This is a genomic window from Microbacterium sp. RURRCA19A (assembly GCF_900156455.1).
Taxonomy (GTDB): Bacteria; Actinomycetota; Actinomycetes; order Actinomycetales; family Microbacteriaceae; genus Microbacterium.
Genome location: NZ_FTNQ01000001.1, coordinates 202089 through 219202 on the forward strand (window position 1 = coordinate 202089; position 17114 = coordinate 219202).

The window sequence follows — 17114 nt, forward strand, 5'->3', positions numbered from 1 at the left end:
GTCGGCCCGATCGGGCCGGTCCGTCGCCCCTCGTCCACGAAGTGAGGTCCACCCCCCTATGAGCACACTCGTCACCGAATCCGGAGATCACATCCCCGGTCAGCCGGATTGGGAAGCGGCGGAGACCCTCTCGATCCGCGGGGGTCGTCCGCTGCGCGGAACGGTCGAGGTCAAGGGGGCGAAGAACCTCGTCACGAAGGCGATGGTGGCCGCCCTGCTGGGCGACACCACGAGCACGCTGCGCGACGTCCCGATGATCAGCGACGTCAAGGTCGTCCGTTCGCTCCTCGAGGTGCACGGCGTGACCGTGACCGAGGGCGAGGAAGAAGGAACCCTCCACCTCGACCCCTCGGGCGCGGTCGCCGCGCACTTCGAGGAGATCGACGCCCACGCGGGCGCCTCGCGCATCCCGATCCTGTTCTGCGGACCCCTGCTGCACCTTCTGGGCGAGGCTCTCATCCCCGACCTCGGTGGATGCCGCATCGGCGATCGCCCGATCAACTTCCACATGGACGCGCTGCGCGCCTTCGGCGCGGTGGTCGACAAGAGCTATGAGGGCATCCGCATCACCGCCCCGAACGGTCTGCACGGCGCGAACATCACGCTGCCGTACCCGAGCGTGGGTGCGACCGAGCAGGTGCTGCTCACCGCCGTCCGCGCGAAGGGCGTCACGGAACTCCGCAACGCCGCGATCGAGCCCGAGATCATGGATCTCATCGCCGTGCTGCAAAAGATGGGCGCGATCATCTCGTACGAGCCGAACCGCGTGATCTTCATCGAGGGCGTCGACCGTCTGGTGGGCTACGACCACCGCGCGATCTTTGACCGCAACGAGGCGGCGTCGTGGGCGTGCGCCGCTCTGGCCACCGACGGCGAGATCTTCGCCAAGGGTGCCCGCCAGCAGGACATGCTCACGTTCCTCAACGTGTACCGCAAGGCCGGCGGCTGGTTCGACGTGCGCGAGGACGGCATCCTGTTCCGCCGGGGTGGCGACCTCAAGCCGGTCATGGTCGAGACCGACGTGCACCCCGGGTTCATGACCGACTGGCAGCAGCCGCTGATCGTCGCCCTGACGCAGGCTCACGGCACCTCGACCGTGCACGAGACCGTGTACGAGAACCGTCTCGGCTTCACGCAGGCGCTCAACAAGATGGGTGCGGACATCGTCGTGCACCCGAAGGGACTGGACAGCCCCGACCGCCGCGTTCCGCGCCGCGATCTCGAACAGGCCGCCGTGATCAACGGCCCGACACCGCTCCACGGTGCCGATGTCGAAGTGCCGGATCTGCGCGGCGGGTACAGCTACGTGATCGCCGCTCTCGCGGCGGAGGGCGAGTCGACGGTCCGCAACATCGGGATCATCCGCCGCGGATACGAGAAGTTCCTCGAGAAGCTGACCGCTCTCGACGCCGACTTCGACGTCGTGGGCTGAGCCGTGACGGCCTCCCCGGAGAAGAGCCGGCCCAGCGCCTTCTGGCCCCTCGCGGCGATCATCGTGCCCCTCACGGGCCTGTTCGCGCGGATCGAGATCCGCGGCGCCGAGAACCTTCCGAAGGAGGGGGCCTACGTCTTGGCCCCCAATCACAACTCCGAGTTCGATCCGGTGATCGTCGCCGTCGCGGTGTGGCGGCTCGGCCGGGCACCGCGGTTCATGGCGAAGGAGAGCCTGTTCCGTGTGCCCGTGCTCGGTGCGGCGCTGAAGGCGACCGGCATGGTCCCGGTGCCGCGCAGCTCGACCAGCGCCAACCAGTCGATGAAGGCGGCCGAGCAGATCGCCCGTGATGGGCGCGGCGTCATCGTCTACGCCGAGGGGACGCTGACCCGCGACCCCGATCTCTGGCCGATGCGCGGCAAGACGGGTGCGGTGCGACTGGCCCTCGCGGCCGATCTGCCCCTCATCCCCCTGGCGCAGTGGGGCGTGCAGCAGATCCTCCCGCGGTACGGCAAGCTCCGCTTCCCCCGCCGCTCGCACGTGATCGTGGAGTTCGGTCCGGCGATGGACGTCGCCGACTACCGCGCGACCGCGACGCAACCGGCGACGCTGACGCGCGCGACCGATGCGCTCATGGCCCGGATCTCCGAGATGCTCTCGGGGCTGCGGGGCCTGCCGGCACCGCCCGAACGCTGGAACCCGTCGCAGCACGGCCAGAACGAGACGGGTCGCCTTGAGTCGTAAGAGCGAAGCGCTTGCGCCCAAGGTCGCCGTCGTCGGTGCCGGCAGTTGGGGTACGACGTTCGGCAAGATCCTCGCCGACGGTGGCGCCTCCGTCGTCATGTGGGCTCGCCGGCCCGAGCTGGCCGCCGAGATCACGGAGTCCAAGCGCAACAGCCGCTACCTGTCGGGCATCAATCTGCCCCGCACGATGACCGCGACGACCGACCTCGCCGAGGCGCTGAGCGGGGCCGAGCAGATCTACCTCTCGGTGCCCAGCCAGTCGCTCCGCGAGAACCTGGCGGCGATCCGTCCGCTGGTGGAACGCACGGATGTTCCCCTGGTGTCGCTGATGAAGGGCGTCGAGAAGTCGACGGGACTGCGGATGAGCCAGGTCATCGAGCAGATGCTCGAATGCGATCCGGCCCGCATCGCCGTGGCCTCCGGACCCAATCTCGCCCTCGAGATCGCCCGGGAGCAGCCGACCGCGGCGGTGATCAGCTCGCTGAGCCCCGAGACGGCCGAGGCGGTCGCCCGCCGTGCACGCAACCGGTACTTCCGTTCGTTCGTGAACACCGACGTGATCGGCACCGAGTTCGGCGGAGTCCTGAAGAACCTCATCGCCGTCGCGATCGGCATCGTCGACGGCGTCGGCTACGGCGAGAACACCAAGGCGTCGATCATCACGCGCGGCCTGGTCGAGATGACCGACTTCGCCGTCGCGCAGGGTGCTCAGCCCGAGACCCTGCAGGGGCTCGCGGGGCTCGGCGACCTCATCGCGACGTGCCAGTCGCCGCTCAGCCGCAACAACACCGCCGGGCGCCTGCTCGGACAGGGATACGGCTACCAGGACGTCGTCAAGCAGATGCAGCAGACCGCCGAGGGATTGGCATCCGTCGCCCCGGTCCTGCAGCTCGCGAAGCAGGTCGGCGTCGACATGCCCATCGTGCAGCAGGTGAAGATGGTGCTGGACGGCACCATGGATCCGCGCGACATCGCGCCCCATCTCACGACCGACGACGACCAGCCGCAGGGCGAGAGGACGCAGAATGACCAGACCGGCGGTGGTGGTGCTCTTCGGCGGGCGCTCCAGCGAGCATTCGATCAGTTCCGCCACGGCGGGCGGGGTGCTGCGCGCGATCGATCGTGAGCGCTTCCGGGTGATCCCCGTCGGGATCACCCGTGACGGCGCCTTCGTGCTCGAGGACGACGACCCGGACAAGTTCGCTCTGCGCCCCGAGGCGCTGCCCGAGGTCCGCGACAACGGCACCCGGGTGCGGCTGCCGGAGTCGACGCTCTCGCGCGAGTGGACGGTGACGGATGCCTCCGGCGAACGCTCGCTCGGCGAGGTCGACGTCGTGCTGCCCATCCTGCACGGCCGCTTCGGTGAGGACGGGACGGTGCAGGGGCTTCTCGAGCTCCTCGGCATCCCGTACGCCGGTGGCGGCGTCCTGATGTCGGCGATCGGCATGAACAAGAACGTCACCAAGCGCGTGCTGCGCTCGGCGGGGGTACCGGTCGTGCCCTGGGTCGCGGTGACGCGTGCCGACCTCGCGCGCGATCGCGCCCTGTGGGAGCGTCGCATCCGCTCGCTCGACCTGCCCGTGTTCGTGAAGCCGAACGAGGCGGGCTCGAGCGTCGGCGTCACCAAGGTGTCGCGCTGGGAAGACCTGGATGCCGCTCTCGACACGGCGTTCGCGGAGGACCGGCTCGTGCTCGTCGAGCAGGCCATCGTCGGGCGCGAGCTCGAGTGCGGTGTGCTGCCGGGCCGTGACGGGGGTCCCGTGCGGGTCAGCGTCGCGGGCGAGATCGTGGTCACGGGGCGGGAGTTCTACGACTTCGAGGCGAAGTACATGAACGCGCCCGGCGTCGATCTCGTGTGCCCGGCCGACCTGCGCGACGGAGAGCTCGCCGAGATGCAGCGGATCGCCGCCCAGGCCTTCGAAGCCCTCGGCGGCGAAGGCCTCGCCCGGGTGGACTTCTTCTACACCGGTACCGAGTTCTACGTGAACGAAGTCAACACGATGCCGGGGTTCACCCCGATCTCGATGTTCCCGACGTGCTGGATCGCGTCGGGGCTGTCGTACCCAGAGCTCATCAGCGACCTGCTGGACGCCGCGCTCGCCCGGGACTGAGCGCACCGCGCCGGCGACCCCGCTCAGGGCGTGGGAGTCGGCGCGGGTGTCGCATCCGCGGGCGAGGTGCAGACCTGGCCGGTCGCGGGCAGATAGTCGCGGATCAGGGGCGCGAGCGCACGCGCGATGTCGGCGCTGCTCGCGGTGCCGGCGTTGAGGAACACCTGGATCGCCGGCTGATGCCCGAAAGTCGTCAGCGTGTACTTCTGATCGGTCGCCTGCGACTCGTCCACGAGCCAGTCGACGCCGTCGAACGTGCGGCAGGGGAGCGTCGAGGGGCCGGGGGCCTCGAGGCCGCAGGTGATCAGGATGCTGGCCGGGCTGCCGTACGCGCCGGTCGCCTGAGCGTCGGTCCAGCGGCGGTCCTGATCCGAGATCGACTTCGGCAGGCGCGCGGTGATCTGTGCGCACGCCGGGTCGTTCGCCGCCGCGGCCGGCTCCATCGACACGGTCGAGGTGCACGCCGCGAGCCCCGGAAGGAGGGCGAGGACGGCGAGGAGCGCGAGGGGACGACGGGAGCGGGGCACCCCTCCAGGCTAATAGCGTGGGAGGGTGACCGACGCCGAGACCACCGTGGGGGAGCTGTCCGAGGGGCAGGTGCTCCGCGGCATCCTGGACCGCCTGCCCGCCTCGACCGCGCCGGTGGGCCCGGGTGACGACGCGGCGGTGCTCGCCGTTCCGGACGGGCGCGTGGTCGCCACGACGGACACGCTCGTGCACGGTCCGGACTTCCGGCTGGCGTGGTCGTCCGCCGCGGACCTCGGGTACAAGGCGGCGGCGGTCAACCTCGCCGACGTCGCGGCGATGGGCGCGCGCCCCATCGCGCTGCTCGTCGCCCTCGCGATGCCGGATGACACCCCGATCTCGTTCGTACGTGGGCTCGCCGACGGGCTCGCGCAGGCGTGCGCCGAGCTCGCCCCCGGCTGCGCGGTGGAGGGCGGCGACCTCACGGTCTCGGACACGCTGACGATCGCGGTGACGGCGCTGGGAAGCCTGGACGGGCGGGATCCCGTGCGACGGTCCGGCGCGCGGGTCGGGGACGCCGTGCACCTGATCGGCGACCTGGGTGTCGCCGGTCGCGGGCTCGAGGTGCTGTTCACGCGTTTCGTCGACGCCGACGGCGTCCCGATCCCCGTGGGTCCCGAGGGCCGCGCGGCGCTGGATGCAGAGGACGTCGCGGCGCTGGATCGTCAGCTCCGCCCGCGGCCACCGATCGCCGACGCGCTGCGCGCGGCGGATGCCGGAGCGACCGCCATGATGGACGTCTCCGACGGACTGGCCCTGGATGCCGAGCGCCTCGCCGACGCGTCCGGGGTGACGATCGACTTCGACGCGGAGGCGCTGGGCGACGATCTCGCGCGGTCGCTCGGCGGGGGAGAGGACCACGGGTTCCTCGTGACCTTCCCCGCGGGGACGAGCGGCCCGGGGCGGCGCGTCGGTTCGGTCGAGCCCCGCGGCGAGGCCGCCGTGACGGTCGACGGCCGCGCCTGGACGGGGCGCTCCGGCTGGGACCCCTACCGCGACTGGGACGCCGGCCGCGGCTGAACGGCGCGGTGTAGGCGACTCCCGCGAGCGGGGCCGGGGTCAGCGGGGCGGTCGGCCCCACCAGAGAGTCGTGTCGCCGTAGGTGCGGTCGCGATCGGCCTCGAGGCCGGCGGCCGCCCAGTCCGGTGCGGGGGAACGCTTCGCCCGCTCGACGATGACGGCGGCATCCGCGCTGAGACGGGCAGCCAGCCCGGCGAGGACCCGGGCGATCTCCGCGTCCGAGACGTCGTAGGGCGGGTCGAGGAACACCAGGTCCCACTCCGACGTGGAGGTCTCCACGAATGTCGTGGCGTTCGCGCGATGCACCCGCGCCGCGCCGGCCACGCCCGCGGAGCGCAGTCGCTCCGCGTTCTTGCGGATGAGGGTGGCCGCGGGTGCGGAGAGCTCGACGAGGTCGGCCGAGACCGCACCTCGGCTCAGGCTCTCGAGCCCGAGGGCGCCGGAGCCCGCGTACAGGTCGAGGACACGCGCGCCGTCGACGAGGTCGGCGGAGTCGAGGGCGCCGAACAGCGACTCGCGGACGCGGTCGCTCGTGGGCCGCGTGCCCTTCGGCGGGACGTCGAGAACCGTGCCGCCCGCGCGGCCGGAGATGATGCGGGTCACCGTCTCAGCCTACAAACCGCGAGTCCGTTCCGACGTCGGAGGTCGTGCCTAGACTCGGTGCATGCCCGGTCTCTCGCTGTCGTCCCGACTCGACGGCGCCGTGGGCGGCAAGACCGCCGCCGCGTTCGAGCGTGCCTTCGGGATGAAGACCGTCGGCGAGCTCCTCGAGCACTATCCGCGCCGCTACGCCCGCCGCGGCGAGCTCACGCCCATCGCGTCGTTGCCGCTCGGCGAGCCGGTCACGATCGTGGCCGAGGTGGTCAGCGCGACCGAGCGCCGCATGCAGAACCGTCGGGGGTCTCTGCTCGAGGTCATCATCAGCGACGGCGACGGGCGGCTGTCGCTGACGTTCTTCAACCAGTCGTGGCGTCTGAAAGACCTGACCCCCGGTCGCCGCGGCATCTTCTCGGGGAAGGTGGGGGAGTATCGGCGTCAGACGCAGCTGACCCACCCCGACTATTCGCTGTTCGACGATCTCGAAGAGGCCCGCGCCGAAGCCGAGGTGAACGCGAAGCGCCCCATCCCGATCTACCCGGCCACCAGCACGGTCCCGAGTCCGCTCGTGCAGAAGACGATCTCGCTGGTCCTCGACGGTCTCGGTGCCGTCGACGACCCGCTGCCGGAGGCGTTGCGCGAACGCCGCGGCCTCGTCGGCGCGCGGACAGCGCTCGAGCACATCCACCGCCCGTATCACGACGACGAGATCCCGCCGGCGGTCGAGACCCTGCGCATGCAGGAGGCGTTCGTCCTCCAGACCGCTCTGCTGCAGCAGCGCCAGTTCGTGCGCGCGCTGTCGGCCACGAAGCGTCCCGCGACTCCCGGAGGTCTGCTCGAGCGTTTCGACGCCGCGCTGCCGTTCGCCCTCACGCCCGATCAGGAGACGGTGGGCGCGCGGATCGCCGCCGACCTGGTGGGCGACTGGCCGATGAACCGACTGGTGCAGGGAGAGGTCGGTTCGGGGAAGACCCTCGTGGCACTGCGGGCGATGCTGCAGGTCGCCGAGTCCGGGGGCCAGTCGGCTCTCATCGCACCGACCGAGGTCCTCGCCGCCCAGCACGTGCGCTCGATCGCGAAGATGCTGGGACCGCAGCTCGCCCCCGAGCTGATGCCGACGCTGCTCACCGGTCAGCTCCCCGCCGCCGAGCGCCGCCGCGCCGCGCTGCGGGTGGCATCCGGTCAGGCCCGCATCGTGGTCGGTACGCACGCTCTGCTGAGCTCGACGACGACGTTCGCCGACCTCGGCTTCGTGGTGGTCGACGAGCAGCACCGGTTCGGGGTCGACCAGCGCGAAGCGCTCCGCGCGAAGGGGGACTCGCCGCACACGCTGGTGCTGACGGCGACACCCATTCCGCGAACGGTGGCGATGACCGTGTTCGGCGATCTCGACGTCTCGACGATCCGCACCATGCCCGCGGGGCGCGCCGGCATCGAGACTTTCGTCGCACCGCTCGCCGAGAAGCCGGGGTGGTTCGCTCGCGTCTGGGACCGTGTGGCCGAAGAGGTCGCGAAGACCCACCAGGTGTTCGTCGTGTGCGCCGCGATCGACGCCGAGAAACTCACGTCCGACGAGGTCGGAGACGAACCCGCCGAGGGCGCGGCCGATACGCGCACCCGGTGGGGCGTCGTGCAGGTGCGGACCCTCCTCGACACACTGCCGGCTTTCGCCGACATCCGTGTCGAGATCCTCCACGGCAAGATGCACGCCGATGAGAAGGATGCCGTGATGCAGGCGTTCGCGCGCGGCGACATCGATGTCCTGGTCGCCACGACCGTGATCGAGGTGGGCGTCGACGTGCCGAACGCCTCGACGATGGTGATCCTGGAGGCCGACCGCTTCGGCGTGTCGCAGCTGCACCAGTTGCGCGGCCGCGTCGGCCGCGGTGGTCTGCCCGGCCTGTGCCTGCTCGTGACGGAAGCGGCGCCCGGCACGTCCTCTCGTTCGCGCGTTGAGGCCGTGGCCCGCACGCTCGACGGTTTCGAACTCGCCGAAGTCGACCTGGAGCTGCGCGGCGAGGGCGATGTCCTGGGCGGCGCGCAGTCCGGCGTGCGGTCGTCTCTGCGTCTCCTGCGCGTCGTCACGGACGCCGAGCTCATCGTCGAAGCGCGGGCGGTCGCCGAGACGGTCCTCGCCGACGACCCGGCGCTGGTCCGGCACCCGGGTCTGGCGGCTGCCCTGGAACGGCGGGTCGGTGTGGAAGAACGTGCAGCGCTGGCCAAGTCGTGAGCGCGGACACGATGGATAGGCTGGCGGAATGAGTCCGCGGATCGCCGTCGTACCCGGTTCCTTCGACCCCCCGACCCGGGGGCACCTCGACGTGATCCGCCGCGCGGCCGGTCTGTTCGATCAGCTGCACGTGCTCGTCGTGCACAATCCGGGCAAAGAGGCGATGCTCCCGATCGCCCAGCGTCAGGTGCTGCTGGAGCAGTCCATCCAGGAAGAGGGCATCGGCGGCGACGTCGTCGTCGCGGCGTGGAGCATGGGGCTGCTGGTCGACTACGCGACCGACGTGGGCGCGCAGGTGCTGGTCAAAGGCATCCGTTCGCAGGTCGACGTCGCGTACGAGACCCCGATGGCGATCGTGAACAGAGACCTCGCGCACGTCGAGACCGTGTTCCTGCTGCCCGACCCGTCGCACGCCCTCGTGTCGAGTTCGCTCGTGCGACAGGTGGCGGCGCTCGGCGGCGACGTCTCGCCGTATGTGCCCGCGGCGGTCGCCCGCTTCCTCGACACCGGCGCGCGCGGCTTGTAAACCGGCCGATGCGGCCTCCGTCCAGGAGCGCCCGGGTAGCATGGACGACCGTGAGAACCCACCGACCCGGACCCTTCCAGCTCCCCGTGCGCGACATCGTGCGCCATCCCGGCGAGATGCGCGAACACGAGCTCGAGATCCCCGCGCCCGAGAAGTGGGGGGAGGGGCTCGTGGCCGTCCCCGCCGCCGAGCCGCTCGAGATCGACGTGCGCTTGGAGTCCGTCCACGAAGGCATCCTGGTCTCCGGAACGGTCTACTCCACGGCCTCCGGTGTCTGCGGACGGTGTCTCACCGACATCACCGAGCCTGTCGAAGTCGAGTTCCAGGAACTTTTCGCGTATCCTGGGGATGAAGCGAACGACTTCGAAGTTCAAGACGACCACGTGGATCTTGAAAATCTGGTCCGGGATGCCATCGTCCTGTCGCTTCCGTTCCAGCCGGTGTGTCAGCCGGATTGCCTCGGGCTCGACCCGGTCACGGGTGAGAAGCTGACGGAGAGCGCCGGCGACACGGAGCAGACGCCCGTCGATTCCCGGTGGGCAGCGCTCCAGCAGTACACCCCAGACGACGGCGATGCGCTCCGCGCCGCCCCCAAGACAGAGAAGAGCTAGTCATGGCAGGTAACCCCCCGAAGCGGAAGGTCTCCCGCTCCAACACCCGCTCGCGTCGCGCGCAGTGGAAGGCCGAAGCCCCCGCGCTGGTCAAGACCATCGAGAACGGCAAGGTCGTCTACAGCCGCCCCCACCAGGCGAAGGTCGTCACCGACTCGCAGGGCACCGAGCTCTTCCTCGAGTACAAGGGCCGCAAGGTCGCCGACGTCTGATCAACGTCCGGTGACGCGAATCTCTGCGCTCATCGAGAAGCTCGGGGTCGACATCGACCCCGAGCTTCTTTCTCTTGCGCTGACCCATCGCTCGTTCGCCTACGAGAACGGCGCCATCCCGCACAACGAGCGCCTCGAGTTCCTCGGCGACTCGGTGCTCGGACAGGCGGTGACCGTCCGCCTGTACACGCGGCATCCCGATCTCGATGAGGGCAGCCTCGCCAAGCGGCGCGCGAGCGTCGTCTCGACCGTGGCCCTCGCCGAGGTGGCGCGGGGTATCGGGCTGGGCGATCACGTCCGGCTCGGCCGCGGTGAGATCCTCACGGGCGGTCGTGACAAGGATTCGATCCTGGCCGACACGATGGAAGCGGTCATCGGCGCGACCTATCTGTCCGCCGGTCCGGACGCGGCGACCGGTCTCGTGCTGCGCCTGGTCGAGCCGTTGCTCGCCGATCCGGATCGGTACGGCGCCGCGATGGACCCGAAGACGAGTCTGCAGGAGATCGCTGCACGCCAGTCGCTCAGCGCCCCGGTCTACGGCGTCGAGGCCACCGGTCCCGACCATGATCGGCGGTTCACGGCGACCGTGACGGTGGGCGACGTCGTGACCCAGGGGATCGGCTCGAGCAAGAAGCAAGCGGAGATGGCCGCCGCCCTCGCGGCGTGGCGCGAGCTCGACGCCCGTGCCTGAGCTGCCCGAGGTCGAGGTCGTCCGCGCCGGTCTCGAACCCGCGGTGACGGGTGCGCTCATCGCGTCGGTCGACGTCCGCGACGCCCGCGCGCTCACGCGGCACTCCGGCACGCCGGAGCACTTCGAGGCCGAACTGACCGGGCGTCGGATCGTGGGCGCCGTCCGCCGGGGCAAGTTCCTGTGGATGCCGCTGGGTGCGGACGAAGCGATCGTGACCCACCTGGGCATGAGCGGGCAGATGCTGCTGCGCGTGCCCGGTGCGCCCGCGGAGCGGCACGAGCGGATCCGCATCGAGCTCGAGCATCCGGTGCACGGGCCGCTGTCCGTGGTGTTCGCCGACCAGCGGACGTTCGGCTCGCTCGCGCTCGACGACCTCGTCGACACCCCGGACGCCGCCGCCGGCGGCCGCGGTTCGACGCTTCCCCGCGTCCCCACGCAGGTCGCCCACATCGCCCGCGACCCGCTCGACCCGGCGTTCGACGACGCGCGCTTCCGGGCTCGCCTCGCGCGCACGTCGTCGGGGATCAAGCGCGTGCTGCTCGACCAGACGGTCGCGAGCGGCATCGGCAACATCTACGCCGACGAGTCGCTGTGGGCCGCGCGCATCCACCCCGAGTCCGTGGCATCCGATCTCCCGACCCGCTCGGTGAACCGGCTGCTGGCCGAGGTCCGCGCGGTTCTCGAGAAGGCTCTCGCCGAGGGCGGCACGAGCTTCGACGCGCAGTACGTCAACGTCAACGGCCAGGCGGGGTACTTCGCGCACTCGCTCAACGCCTACGGCCGCACCGGGCAGCCGTGCCCGCGGTGCGGACGTCCGATCGTGCGGGTGAGTTTCATGAACCGCTCGAGCCACTTCTGCCCGCGGTGCCAGCGGGTGCGCTGACCCGGTCGGTGCGGTCGGATAGGTCGCCCGAGGCCCCGAGACTGCACGCGCCCGACATCTCCACTGCACGCTGCAGTGAAGATGTCAGGCGGTTGCGGTCTCGGCGGTGTGACCGAGCGCGGATCAGGCGAGCACCTTCTGCCATGCACCCTCGTACGCGAGCGGTGCGAACCCGATCGTCTCGTTGATCGAGAGCATCGGGCGGTTCTCCTCCGCGTTGTAGGTCATCACGCGCGGCGACTCGGGGACGGACTCGCGCCACGCGAGCAGTCCGGCGCACTTCACCAGCATCCCCAGACGGTGTCCCCGGTGGGAGGCCACCACGAGCGTGTCCTCCTGGTGGGTGACGGCCGTGCGGTCCTTGCCGACCACGAGTTCGTTGAACGCTGCGAGCTCGCCCGAGTCGACGTGCTGCGCCACGGTCACGAGGAGGTGCCGGTCGGCGTCGGTGTAGCTGCGCTCCCAGTCGGCCACCCGCGCGGCATCCCACACCTCCTCGTCGTGATCGAGACCGGCCGAGGGGGCGTCGGTGATCATGCGCGACTTCATGTAGGCGAAGGCGTCGACGAACTCGGGCGGCGTGGGCAGCGTCCACTGGATGACGCGGTATCCCGCAGCGGCTGCTTCCGCGTCCGCGAGGAGCGCGCGGAGGCGCGGCTCGGCCCCTGCCAGCTCGAGCCGGCTCTGACGCACGATCTGCTCGAGCGTGTACCCGGATGCGAGATAGAACCGCGCGCTGCGGTCGAGCGGGATGCGGCCGAACCCGGTCGGGGCGTCGAGCTGCGGTCCGTCGACGGCCGGGTGCTCGGCCCAGGACTGCAGGATGGTGCGCCCGTGCTCGCGCGCCGTCCGCTCGATCAGGTCGTGCGCGGCGCGGCCGATGCCGCGCCCCCAGGCGCTGCGGAGCAGCTCGATGAGCCAGAAGCCGGTGCGGGCTCCGTCCTCCTGGGGGAGGTCGAGACCGACGCGTCCCACGACCTCGCCGTCCCACAGTGCGATCCACACGAGACGGATCTGCGCCGCGGTCGGACGGTAGACGGCGAGGAGCTCGTCGGCGGGCATGGCGTGGTCGTCGTGGCCCGCGATCTCCCGGTAGACGAGATTGCGCACGCGGGACATCTCGCGGAAGTCGGCGGCATCCGGGGAGTCGATGGATGCCGGGATATGCAGGGGCCGCAGCTCGAGGCCGGTCGGGAGGGCGTTCATGTCGGAACTTTCGGTGAGAGGGAAGAGGAGAGGGGCGGGGCCGGATGCGCCGGCCCCGCCGGGTCACAACGGCGGGCGCGAGAGAAGCGCCTGTCGCTGCCAGTGGATCTCGCGCTGCGCTCGCTCGAGCGCGGCGCGGTGGGAGATGTTCGCCCGCACCGTGGGGCACGCGAGCTGGTCGGCGCGCGCGGCGGCGCGTGTCAACAGCCACAGGCCGAGGCGAAGGGAGAGACGGTCGAGGAGACCGAGACGGCGCTCGGCCGAGGTCTCGACGGTGGGAAGGGACAACGCGGATGCCGTGTGCTGCGGCGCGCGCGTGAGCGAAGTGTTCATGCGGAGGCTCCGATGAGGAAGAACGAGCTGAGGGCCGCGGCCGACGGAAGGCGACAGCGGCGGGAGGGTCACGAAGACCCGGGCGCACGGCATCCGAGGGTCGGATGGAAGTGCGGCGGAAGCGGAGACGCAGAGTCGTCTCGACGCGGCCCGGCTACGCCTGACGAACAGGCATACCGACGGCGGTGGTCACTCCGCGCAGCGGTGCGGACAGCACGGGGACGGCGGTGAAGCCGGTGGCGAAGAAGCCGGTGGTGTTGCGAATCATGGGAGTGACCTCCTTTCTCAGTCGGTTGCGACCCCCGACGCTAGCGAAGGCGTTCAGCGAATGTCAAGCGAAGATCCAGAAACGACGGCCCCTCGGGCGCGTCAAGCGCGGGCTCGGTCGGCCAGCCACCGCGGGATTCCGCGGGCCTTCGGGTAGCGTGAGGCGGAAGTCCACCGGGTCGGGAAGGCGCATCCGCATGCACCTCAAGAGCGTCACGCTGAAGGGATTCAAGTCCTTCGCGCAGTCGACGACGTTCGCGCTGGAGCCGGGCGTGACCTGCATCGTCGGCCCGAACGGGTCGGGCAAGTCCAACGTCGTCGACGCGCTCGCGTGGGTGATGGGGGAGCAGGGTGCCAAGACGCTCCGCGGCGGCAAGATGGAGGACGTCATCTTCGCCGGTACCTCCACGCGTGGTCCGCTCGGACGCGCCGAGGTGCAGCTGACGATCGACAACGCCGACGGCGCCCTGCCGATCGAGTACAGCGAGGTGACGATCGCCCGCACGCTCTTCCGCAACGGCGCGAGCGAGTACGCGATCAACGGTCAGACGTGCCGCCTGCTGGACGTGCAGGAGCTGCTCAGCGATTCCGGCCTCGGGCGCGAGATGCACGTGATCATCGGGCAAGGGCGCTTGGACACGGTCCTGCAGGCCTCGGCGGAGGAGCGGCGGGGCTTCATCGAAGAGGCCGCCGGGATCCTCAAGCACCGCCGCCGCAAAGAGAAGACCGTCCGCAAGCTCGAGGCGATGGAGACGAATCTCACGCGGCTGAGCGACCTCGCGGGCGAGCTGCGTCGTCAGTTGAAGCCCCTCGGCAAGCAAGCCGAGATCGCGCGCGAGGCGGCGACCATCGCCGCGGTCGTCCGTGACGCGAAGGCACGTCTGTTCGCCGACGAACTCGTCCAGCTCCGTCGCCAGCTGGCCGATGCCGCCGCGGCCGAGAGCGAGCGTCACACCGAGCGGCTCATGCTTCAGGATCAGGCCGACGGCATCCGGACGAAGGTCGAGCGGCTGGAAGAGGAACAGCGCTCCGAGGCGGTGGACCGCGCTCGTCGCGTCGCGTTCTCGCTGGAGCAGGTGCAGGAGCGTCTCCGCGGCCTGTACACGCTCGCCGGCCAGCGTCTGACGCTGCTCGCCGACGACGACGGCGGCACCGCCGCAGCGGTGCCGACGGTGACGCAGTCGATGATCGACGATCTCCGGAGCGAGATCGACGAGATCGCGGGAGGCCTCGGAGACGCCCAGGATGCCGCCGCCGACGCCGCCCGCGGAGTCGCTCGGGCGCGCGCCGACCTCGACGCGCTCGACGCCGACATCGCGGCGCAGAGCGCGCTCGTCTCCGAGCACGACATGAGGATCACGGCGCTCCGGGGCTCCGCCGAGGCCGCGGCATCGGGCCTCGCCGCGGTCCGGGGAGCCGTCGAGCGCCAGCAGCGCGCATTGGATGCCGCGCGCGACCGCCTCGCCGAGGCCGAGGAGGCGCGCGCCGCCCTCGATCCGGACATGACGCCCGAAGAGTCGACTGCCGAGCATGCGGCCGCGTACGAACGCGCCCAGCGTGAAACGAACGACACGGAGTCCGAGGTGGCGGCGCTGCGCGAACGTCTGCACGCCGCCGAGCGCGAACGCGACTCCCTCACCGCCCAGACCACGGCGCTCGGCCGCGCCCTCGACGTCCGCAATGCGGCCGCCGATCTCGTCGCCGGCGGGGTGGACGGCATCCGGGGCCTCGTCGGCGATGCGGTGAAGGTCACCCCGGGGTACGAAGGGGCCATCGCCGCGGCGCTCGGATCGCTCGCCGAAGGGCTCCTCGTGGACGACGGTTCGGCCGCGTTCGCGGCGGCCCGTGCGGCCCGCGAGGGCGACCTCGGCGTGGTCGAGATCGCGATCGCCGATGCCCCGGACGCCGATCGCGAGGCGACCGTGCCGGGCGGCATCCGCGCGGTCGATGTCGTGTCGGCACCGGCCGGGGTGCGCGGCATCCTGTCGGGCGTGGTCATCGTGGACGACCTCGAGGCGGCGGAGTCCGTGCGCTCGGCTCTCGGATCCGCGTCGGCGGACACCGTCGTGGTGACCCGCGACGGGGCCGTGATGACGGCCCGAACCCTCCGCGCCGGGTCCGGCGGCGGACGTTCGCGCCTGGAACTCGCCGCCGAGCGTGATGCCGCAGCGGACCGCCTCGCCGAGATCACCGTCATCGCCGACTCGCTGCGGGAGGCCCTGGCCGAGGCCCAGGGGAAGCTCGCCGATGTCCGCGCGCGCACGAAGGAGGCGTTGACGACCCTGCGCGCCCACGACGCGGCGCTCGCGGCGCACGCGGAGAAGCTCAACCGCGTCACGGTGCGGCACGAGGCGGCCGTCGCCGAGTGCGAACGCCTCGAAGCGGGACTCGCGCAGGCGCAGGCCGCGGTCGCCGACGCCGAGGCGAAGGCCCTCCTCGCCGACGAGGCGCTCGCGCGAGCGCTCGAGGTGCCGCGTCCGCTCTTGGACGCGTCCGCTCGCGAGGGCATGCTCGCCGACCTCGAGTCGGCGCGCGAGGGCGAGATGCGGGCGCGTCTCGACATCGAGACCCTGCGCGAACGAGTCCGGGCGGGCGAGGCGCGCATCGTGCAGCTCGAACAGCAGCGGGAGCGGGAGCGCTCCGCGGCCGCCGCGGCGGCACGACGCGCCGTCATCCGTCGGGGCCAGCGCGAGATCGCGGCGGAAGTCGCTGGAGCACTTCCGGCCCTTCTCGATTCGATCGACCGCTCGGTCAGTCAGGCACGCGTCGAACTCGCCGCCGCGGAATCCGCCCGATCGGCCGTCACCGCCGATCTCGCCCGCGCCCGGGCAGAGGACACCGCGGTGCGCGAGAGACTCGCGAGCCTCACGGAGAGCGTGCACGGCCTCGAGCTGCAGATGCACGAGAAGCGCCTTCATGTCACGAGCCTGCTCGAGCGCGTGCAGTCCGAGTTGTCGCTCGACGAGGACATTCTCGTTTCGGAATATGGCCCCGATCAGCCGATCCCCGTGCTGGACGGCGACGCGACCGAACCCTTCGACCGCGCGGCGCAGAAGCGTCGCCTGCAGGATGCCGAGCGCAAGCTCGCCCAGCTCGGCCGGGTGAACCCGCTCGCACTGGAGGAGTTCGCCGCGCTCGAGCAACGCCACGCCTTCCTCACCGAGCAGCTGGCCGACCTCCAGCAGACGCGCGCGGATCTGCAGACGATCATCGCCGACCTCGACGAGCGGATGCAGACCATCTTCGTCGCCGCCTTCGACGACACCCGCGCCGCGTTCGGCGAGATCTTCCCGATCCTCTTCCCGGGCGGGGCGGGCAGCATCTCGCTGACGGACCCGGACAATCCGCTCACCACCGGCATCGAGGTGGCCGTGCGTCCGGTGGGGAAGAAGATCGAACGGCTCTCGCTCCTGTCGGGAGGCGAGCGGTCGCTCGCGGCCGTGGCGTTCCTCACGGCGATCTTCACGGCGCGACCGAGCCCGTTCTACATCCTGGACGAGGTCGAGGCGGCGCTCGACGACGCCAATCTCGGTCGCCTGCTCGGGGTGTTCGAGAAGCTGCGCGCGAGCAGCCAGCTCATCGTCATCACGCATCAGAAGCGCACGATGGAGATCGCCGACGCGCTCTACGGCGTGTCGATGCGCCAGGACGGCGTGTCAGCGGTCGTCGGTCAGCGCGTCGGCGACCGTGCCCGCGCGGCGGCGGAACCTGCGCCCGTAAGCTGAA

16 protein-coding genes are annotated in these 17114 nt (G+C 70.9%); 12 read left to right on the forward strand and 4 right to left on the reverse strand.

The window, feature by feature from the left end; genetic code table 11:
• Nucleotides 1-58: 58 nt before the first annotated feature.
• Genes murA through BW982_RS00965 form a run of 4 tightly spaced genes read left to right on the forward strand, consistent with a single transcriptional unit; the run spans nt 59 to nt 4287 of the window.
• Nucleotides 59-1432, forward strand: a complete 1374-nt coding sequence (gene murA, locus BW982_RS00950; protein WP_076490246.1) for a UDP-N-acetylglucosamine 1-carboxyvinyltransferase — start codon at nt 59-61, stop codon at nt 1430-1432.
• Between the two features lie 3 nt (nt 1433-1435).
• On the forward strand, nt 1436-2176 hold the full coding sequence (locus BW982_RS00955) for a lysophospholipid acyltransferase family protein (RefSeq protein ID WP_076490247.1): 741 nt from the start codon (nt 1436-1438) through the stop codon (nt 2174-2176).
• A complete protein-coding gene (locus BW982_RS00960) occupies nt 2166-3302 on the forward strand; it encodes an NAD(P)H-dependent glycerol-3-phosphate dehydrogenase (protein WP_076490248.1) in 1137 nt (378 codons plus the stop codon). The genes BW982_RS00955 and BW982_RS00960 overlap by 11 nt, the downstream gene beginning before the upstream one ends.
• A complete protein-coding gene (locus tag BW982_RS00965; RefSeq protein ID WP_076490249.1) occupies nt 3202-4287 on the forward strand; it encodes a D-alanine--D-alanine ligase family protein in 1086 nt (361 codons plus the stop codon). The genes BW982_RS00960 and BW982_RS00965 overlap by 101 nt, the downstream gene beginning before the upstream one ends.
• 23 nt (nt 4288-4310) lie before the next feature.
• On the opposite strand, the gene BW982_RS00970 is transcribed toward BW982_RS00965, so the two are convergent.
• Nucleotides 4311-4814 carry a DUF3515 family protein gene (locus BW982_RS00970; protein ID WP_076490250.1) on the reverse strand — a complete coding sequence of 168 codons (504 nt, stop codon included), beginning with the start codon at nt 4812-4814 and terminating at the stop codon, nt 4311-4313.
• 25 nt (nt 4815-4839) lie between these two features.
• On the opposite strand from BW982_RS00970, the gene thiL reads away from it, so the two are divergent.
• Nucleotides 4840-5832, forward strand: coding sequence for a thiamine-phosphate kinase (gene thiL, locus BW982_RS00975; protein WP_076490251.1), 993 nt, complete (start codon nt 4840-4842; stop codon nt 5830-5832).
• Nucleotides 5833-5871: 39 nt separating this feature from the next.
• On the opposite strand, the gene rsmD is transcribed toward thiL, so the two are convergent.
• Nucleotides 5872-6435, reverse strand: coding sequence for a 16S rRNA (guanine(966)-N(2))-methyltransferase RsmD (gene rsmD / locus BW982_RS00980; protein WP_076490252.1), 564 nt, complete (start codon nt 6433-6435; stop codon nt 5872-5874).
• A 61-nt stretch (nt 6436-6496) separates the two neighbouring features.
• Between rsmD and BW982_RS00985 the strand changes: the two genes are divergently transcribed.
• The 6 genes from BW982_RS00985 (at nt 6497) to mutM (ending at nt 11582) form a co-directional block, all read left to right on the forward strand.
• Nucleotides 6497-8659, forward strand: coding sequence for an ATP-dependent DNA helicase RecG (locus BW982_RS00985; protein ID WP_076490253.1), 2163 nt, complete (start codon nt 6497-6499; stop codon nt 8657-8659).
• A 28-nt stretch (nt 8660-8687) separates the two neighbouring features.
• Nucleotides 8688-9185, forward strand: coding sequence for a pantetheine-phosphate adenylyltransferase (coaD, locus tag BW982_RS00990; protein WP_076490254.1), 498 nt, complete (start codon nt 8688-8690; stop codon nt 9183-9185).
• Nucleotides 9186-9301: 116 nt separating this feature from the next.
• Nucleotides 9302-9796: a YceD family protein gene (locus BW982_RS00995; protein WP_083696567.1), complete on the forward strand. Its 495-nt coding sequence runs from the start codon at nt 9302-9304 to the stop codon at nt 9794-9796.
• A gap of 2 nt (nt 9797-9798) precedes the next feature.
• The gene (gene rpmF / locus BW982_RS01000; RefSeq protein WP_013586329.1) at nt 9799-10008 is read left to right on the forward strand and encodes a 50S ribosomal protein L32; all 210 of its coding nucleotides are present in this window, start codon (nt 9799-9801) and stop codon (nt 10006-10008) included.
• A 19-nt stretch (nt 10009-10027) separates the two neighbouring features.
• A complete protein-coding gene (gene rnc / locus BW982_RS01005; RefSeq protein ID WP_217693667.1) occupies nt 10028-10699 on the forward strand; it encodes a ribonuclease III in 672 nt (223 codons plus the stop codon).
• On the forward strand, nt 10692-11582 hold the full coding sequence (mutM, locus tag BW982_RS01010; RefSeq protein ID WP_076490257.1) for a bifunctional DNA-formamidopyrimidine glycosylase/DNA-(apurinic or apyrimidinic site) lyase: 891 nt from the start codon (nt 10692-10694) through the stop codon (nt 11580-11582). Before rnc ends, mutM begins: the two co-directional genes overlap by 8 nt.
• A gap of 123 nt (nt 11583-11705) precedes the next feature.
• Here the strand turns inward: mutM and BW982_RS01015 are convergent, their stop codons facing one another.
• Complete coding sequence (locus BW982_RS01015; RefSeq protein ID WP_076490258.1) at nt 11706-12788, reverse strand: GNAT family N-acetyltransferase; 1083 nt, start codon at nt 12786-12788, stop codon at nt 11706-11708.
• A gap of 63 nt (nt 12789-12851) precedes the next feature.
• Nucleotides 12852-13121, reverse strand: coding sequence for a hypothetical protein (locus BW982_RS01020; protein WP_076490259.1), 270 nt, complete (start codon nt 13119-13121; stop codon nt 12852-12854).
• A 464-nt stretch (nt 13122-13585) separates the two neighbouring features.
• On the opposite strand from BW982_RS01020, the gene smc reads away from it, so the two are divergent.
• Complete coding sequence (gene smc, locus BW982_RS01025; RefSeq protein ID WP_076490260.1) at nt 13586-17113, forward strand: chromosome segregation protein SMC; 3528 nt, start codon at nt 13586-13588, stop codon at nt 17111-17113.
• The last annotated feature ends 1 nt before the right edge of the window (nt 17114 follow it).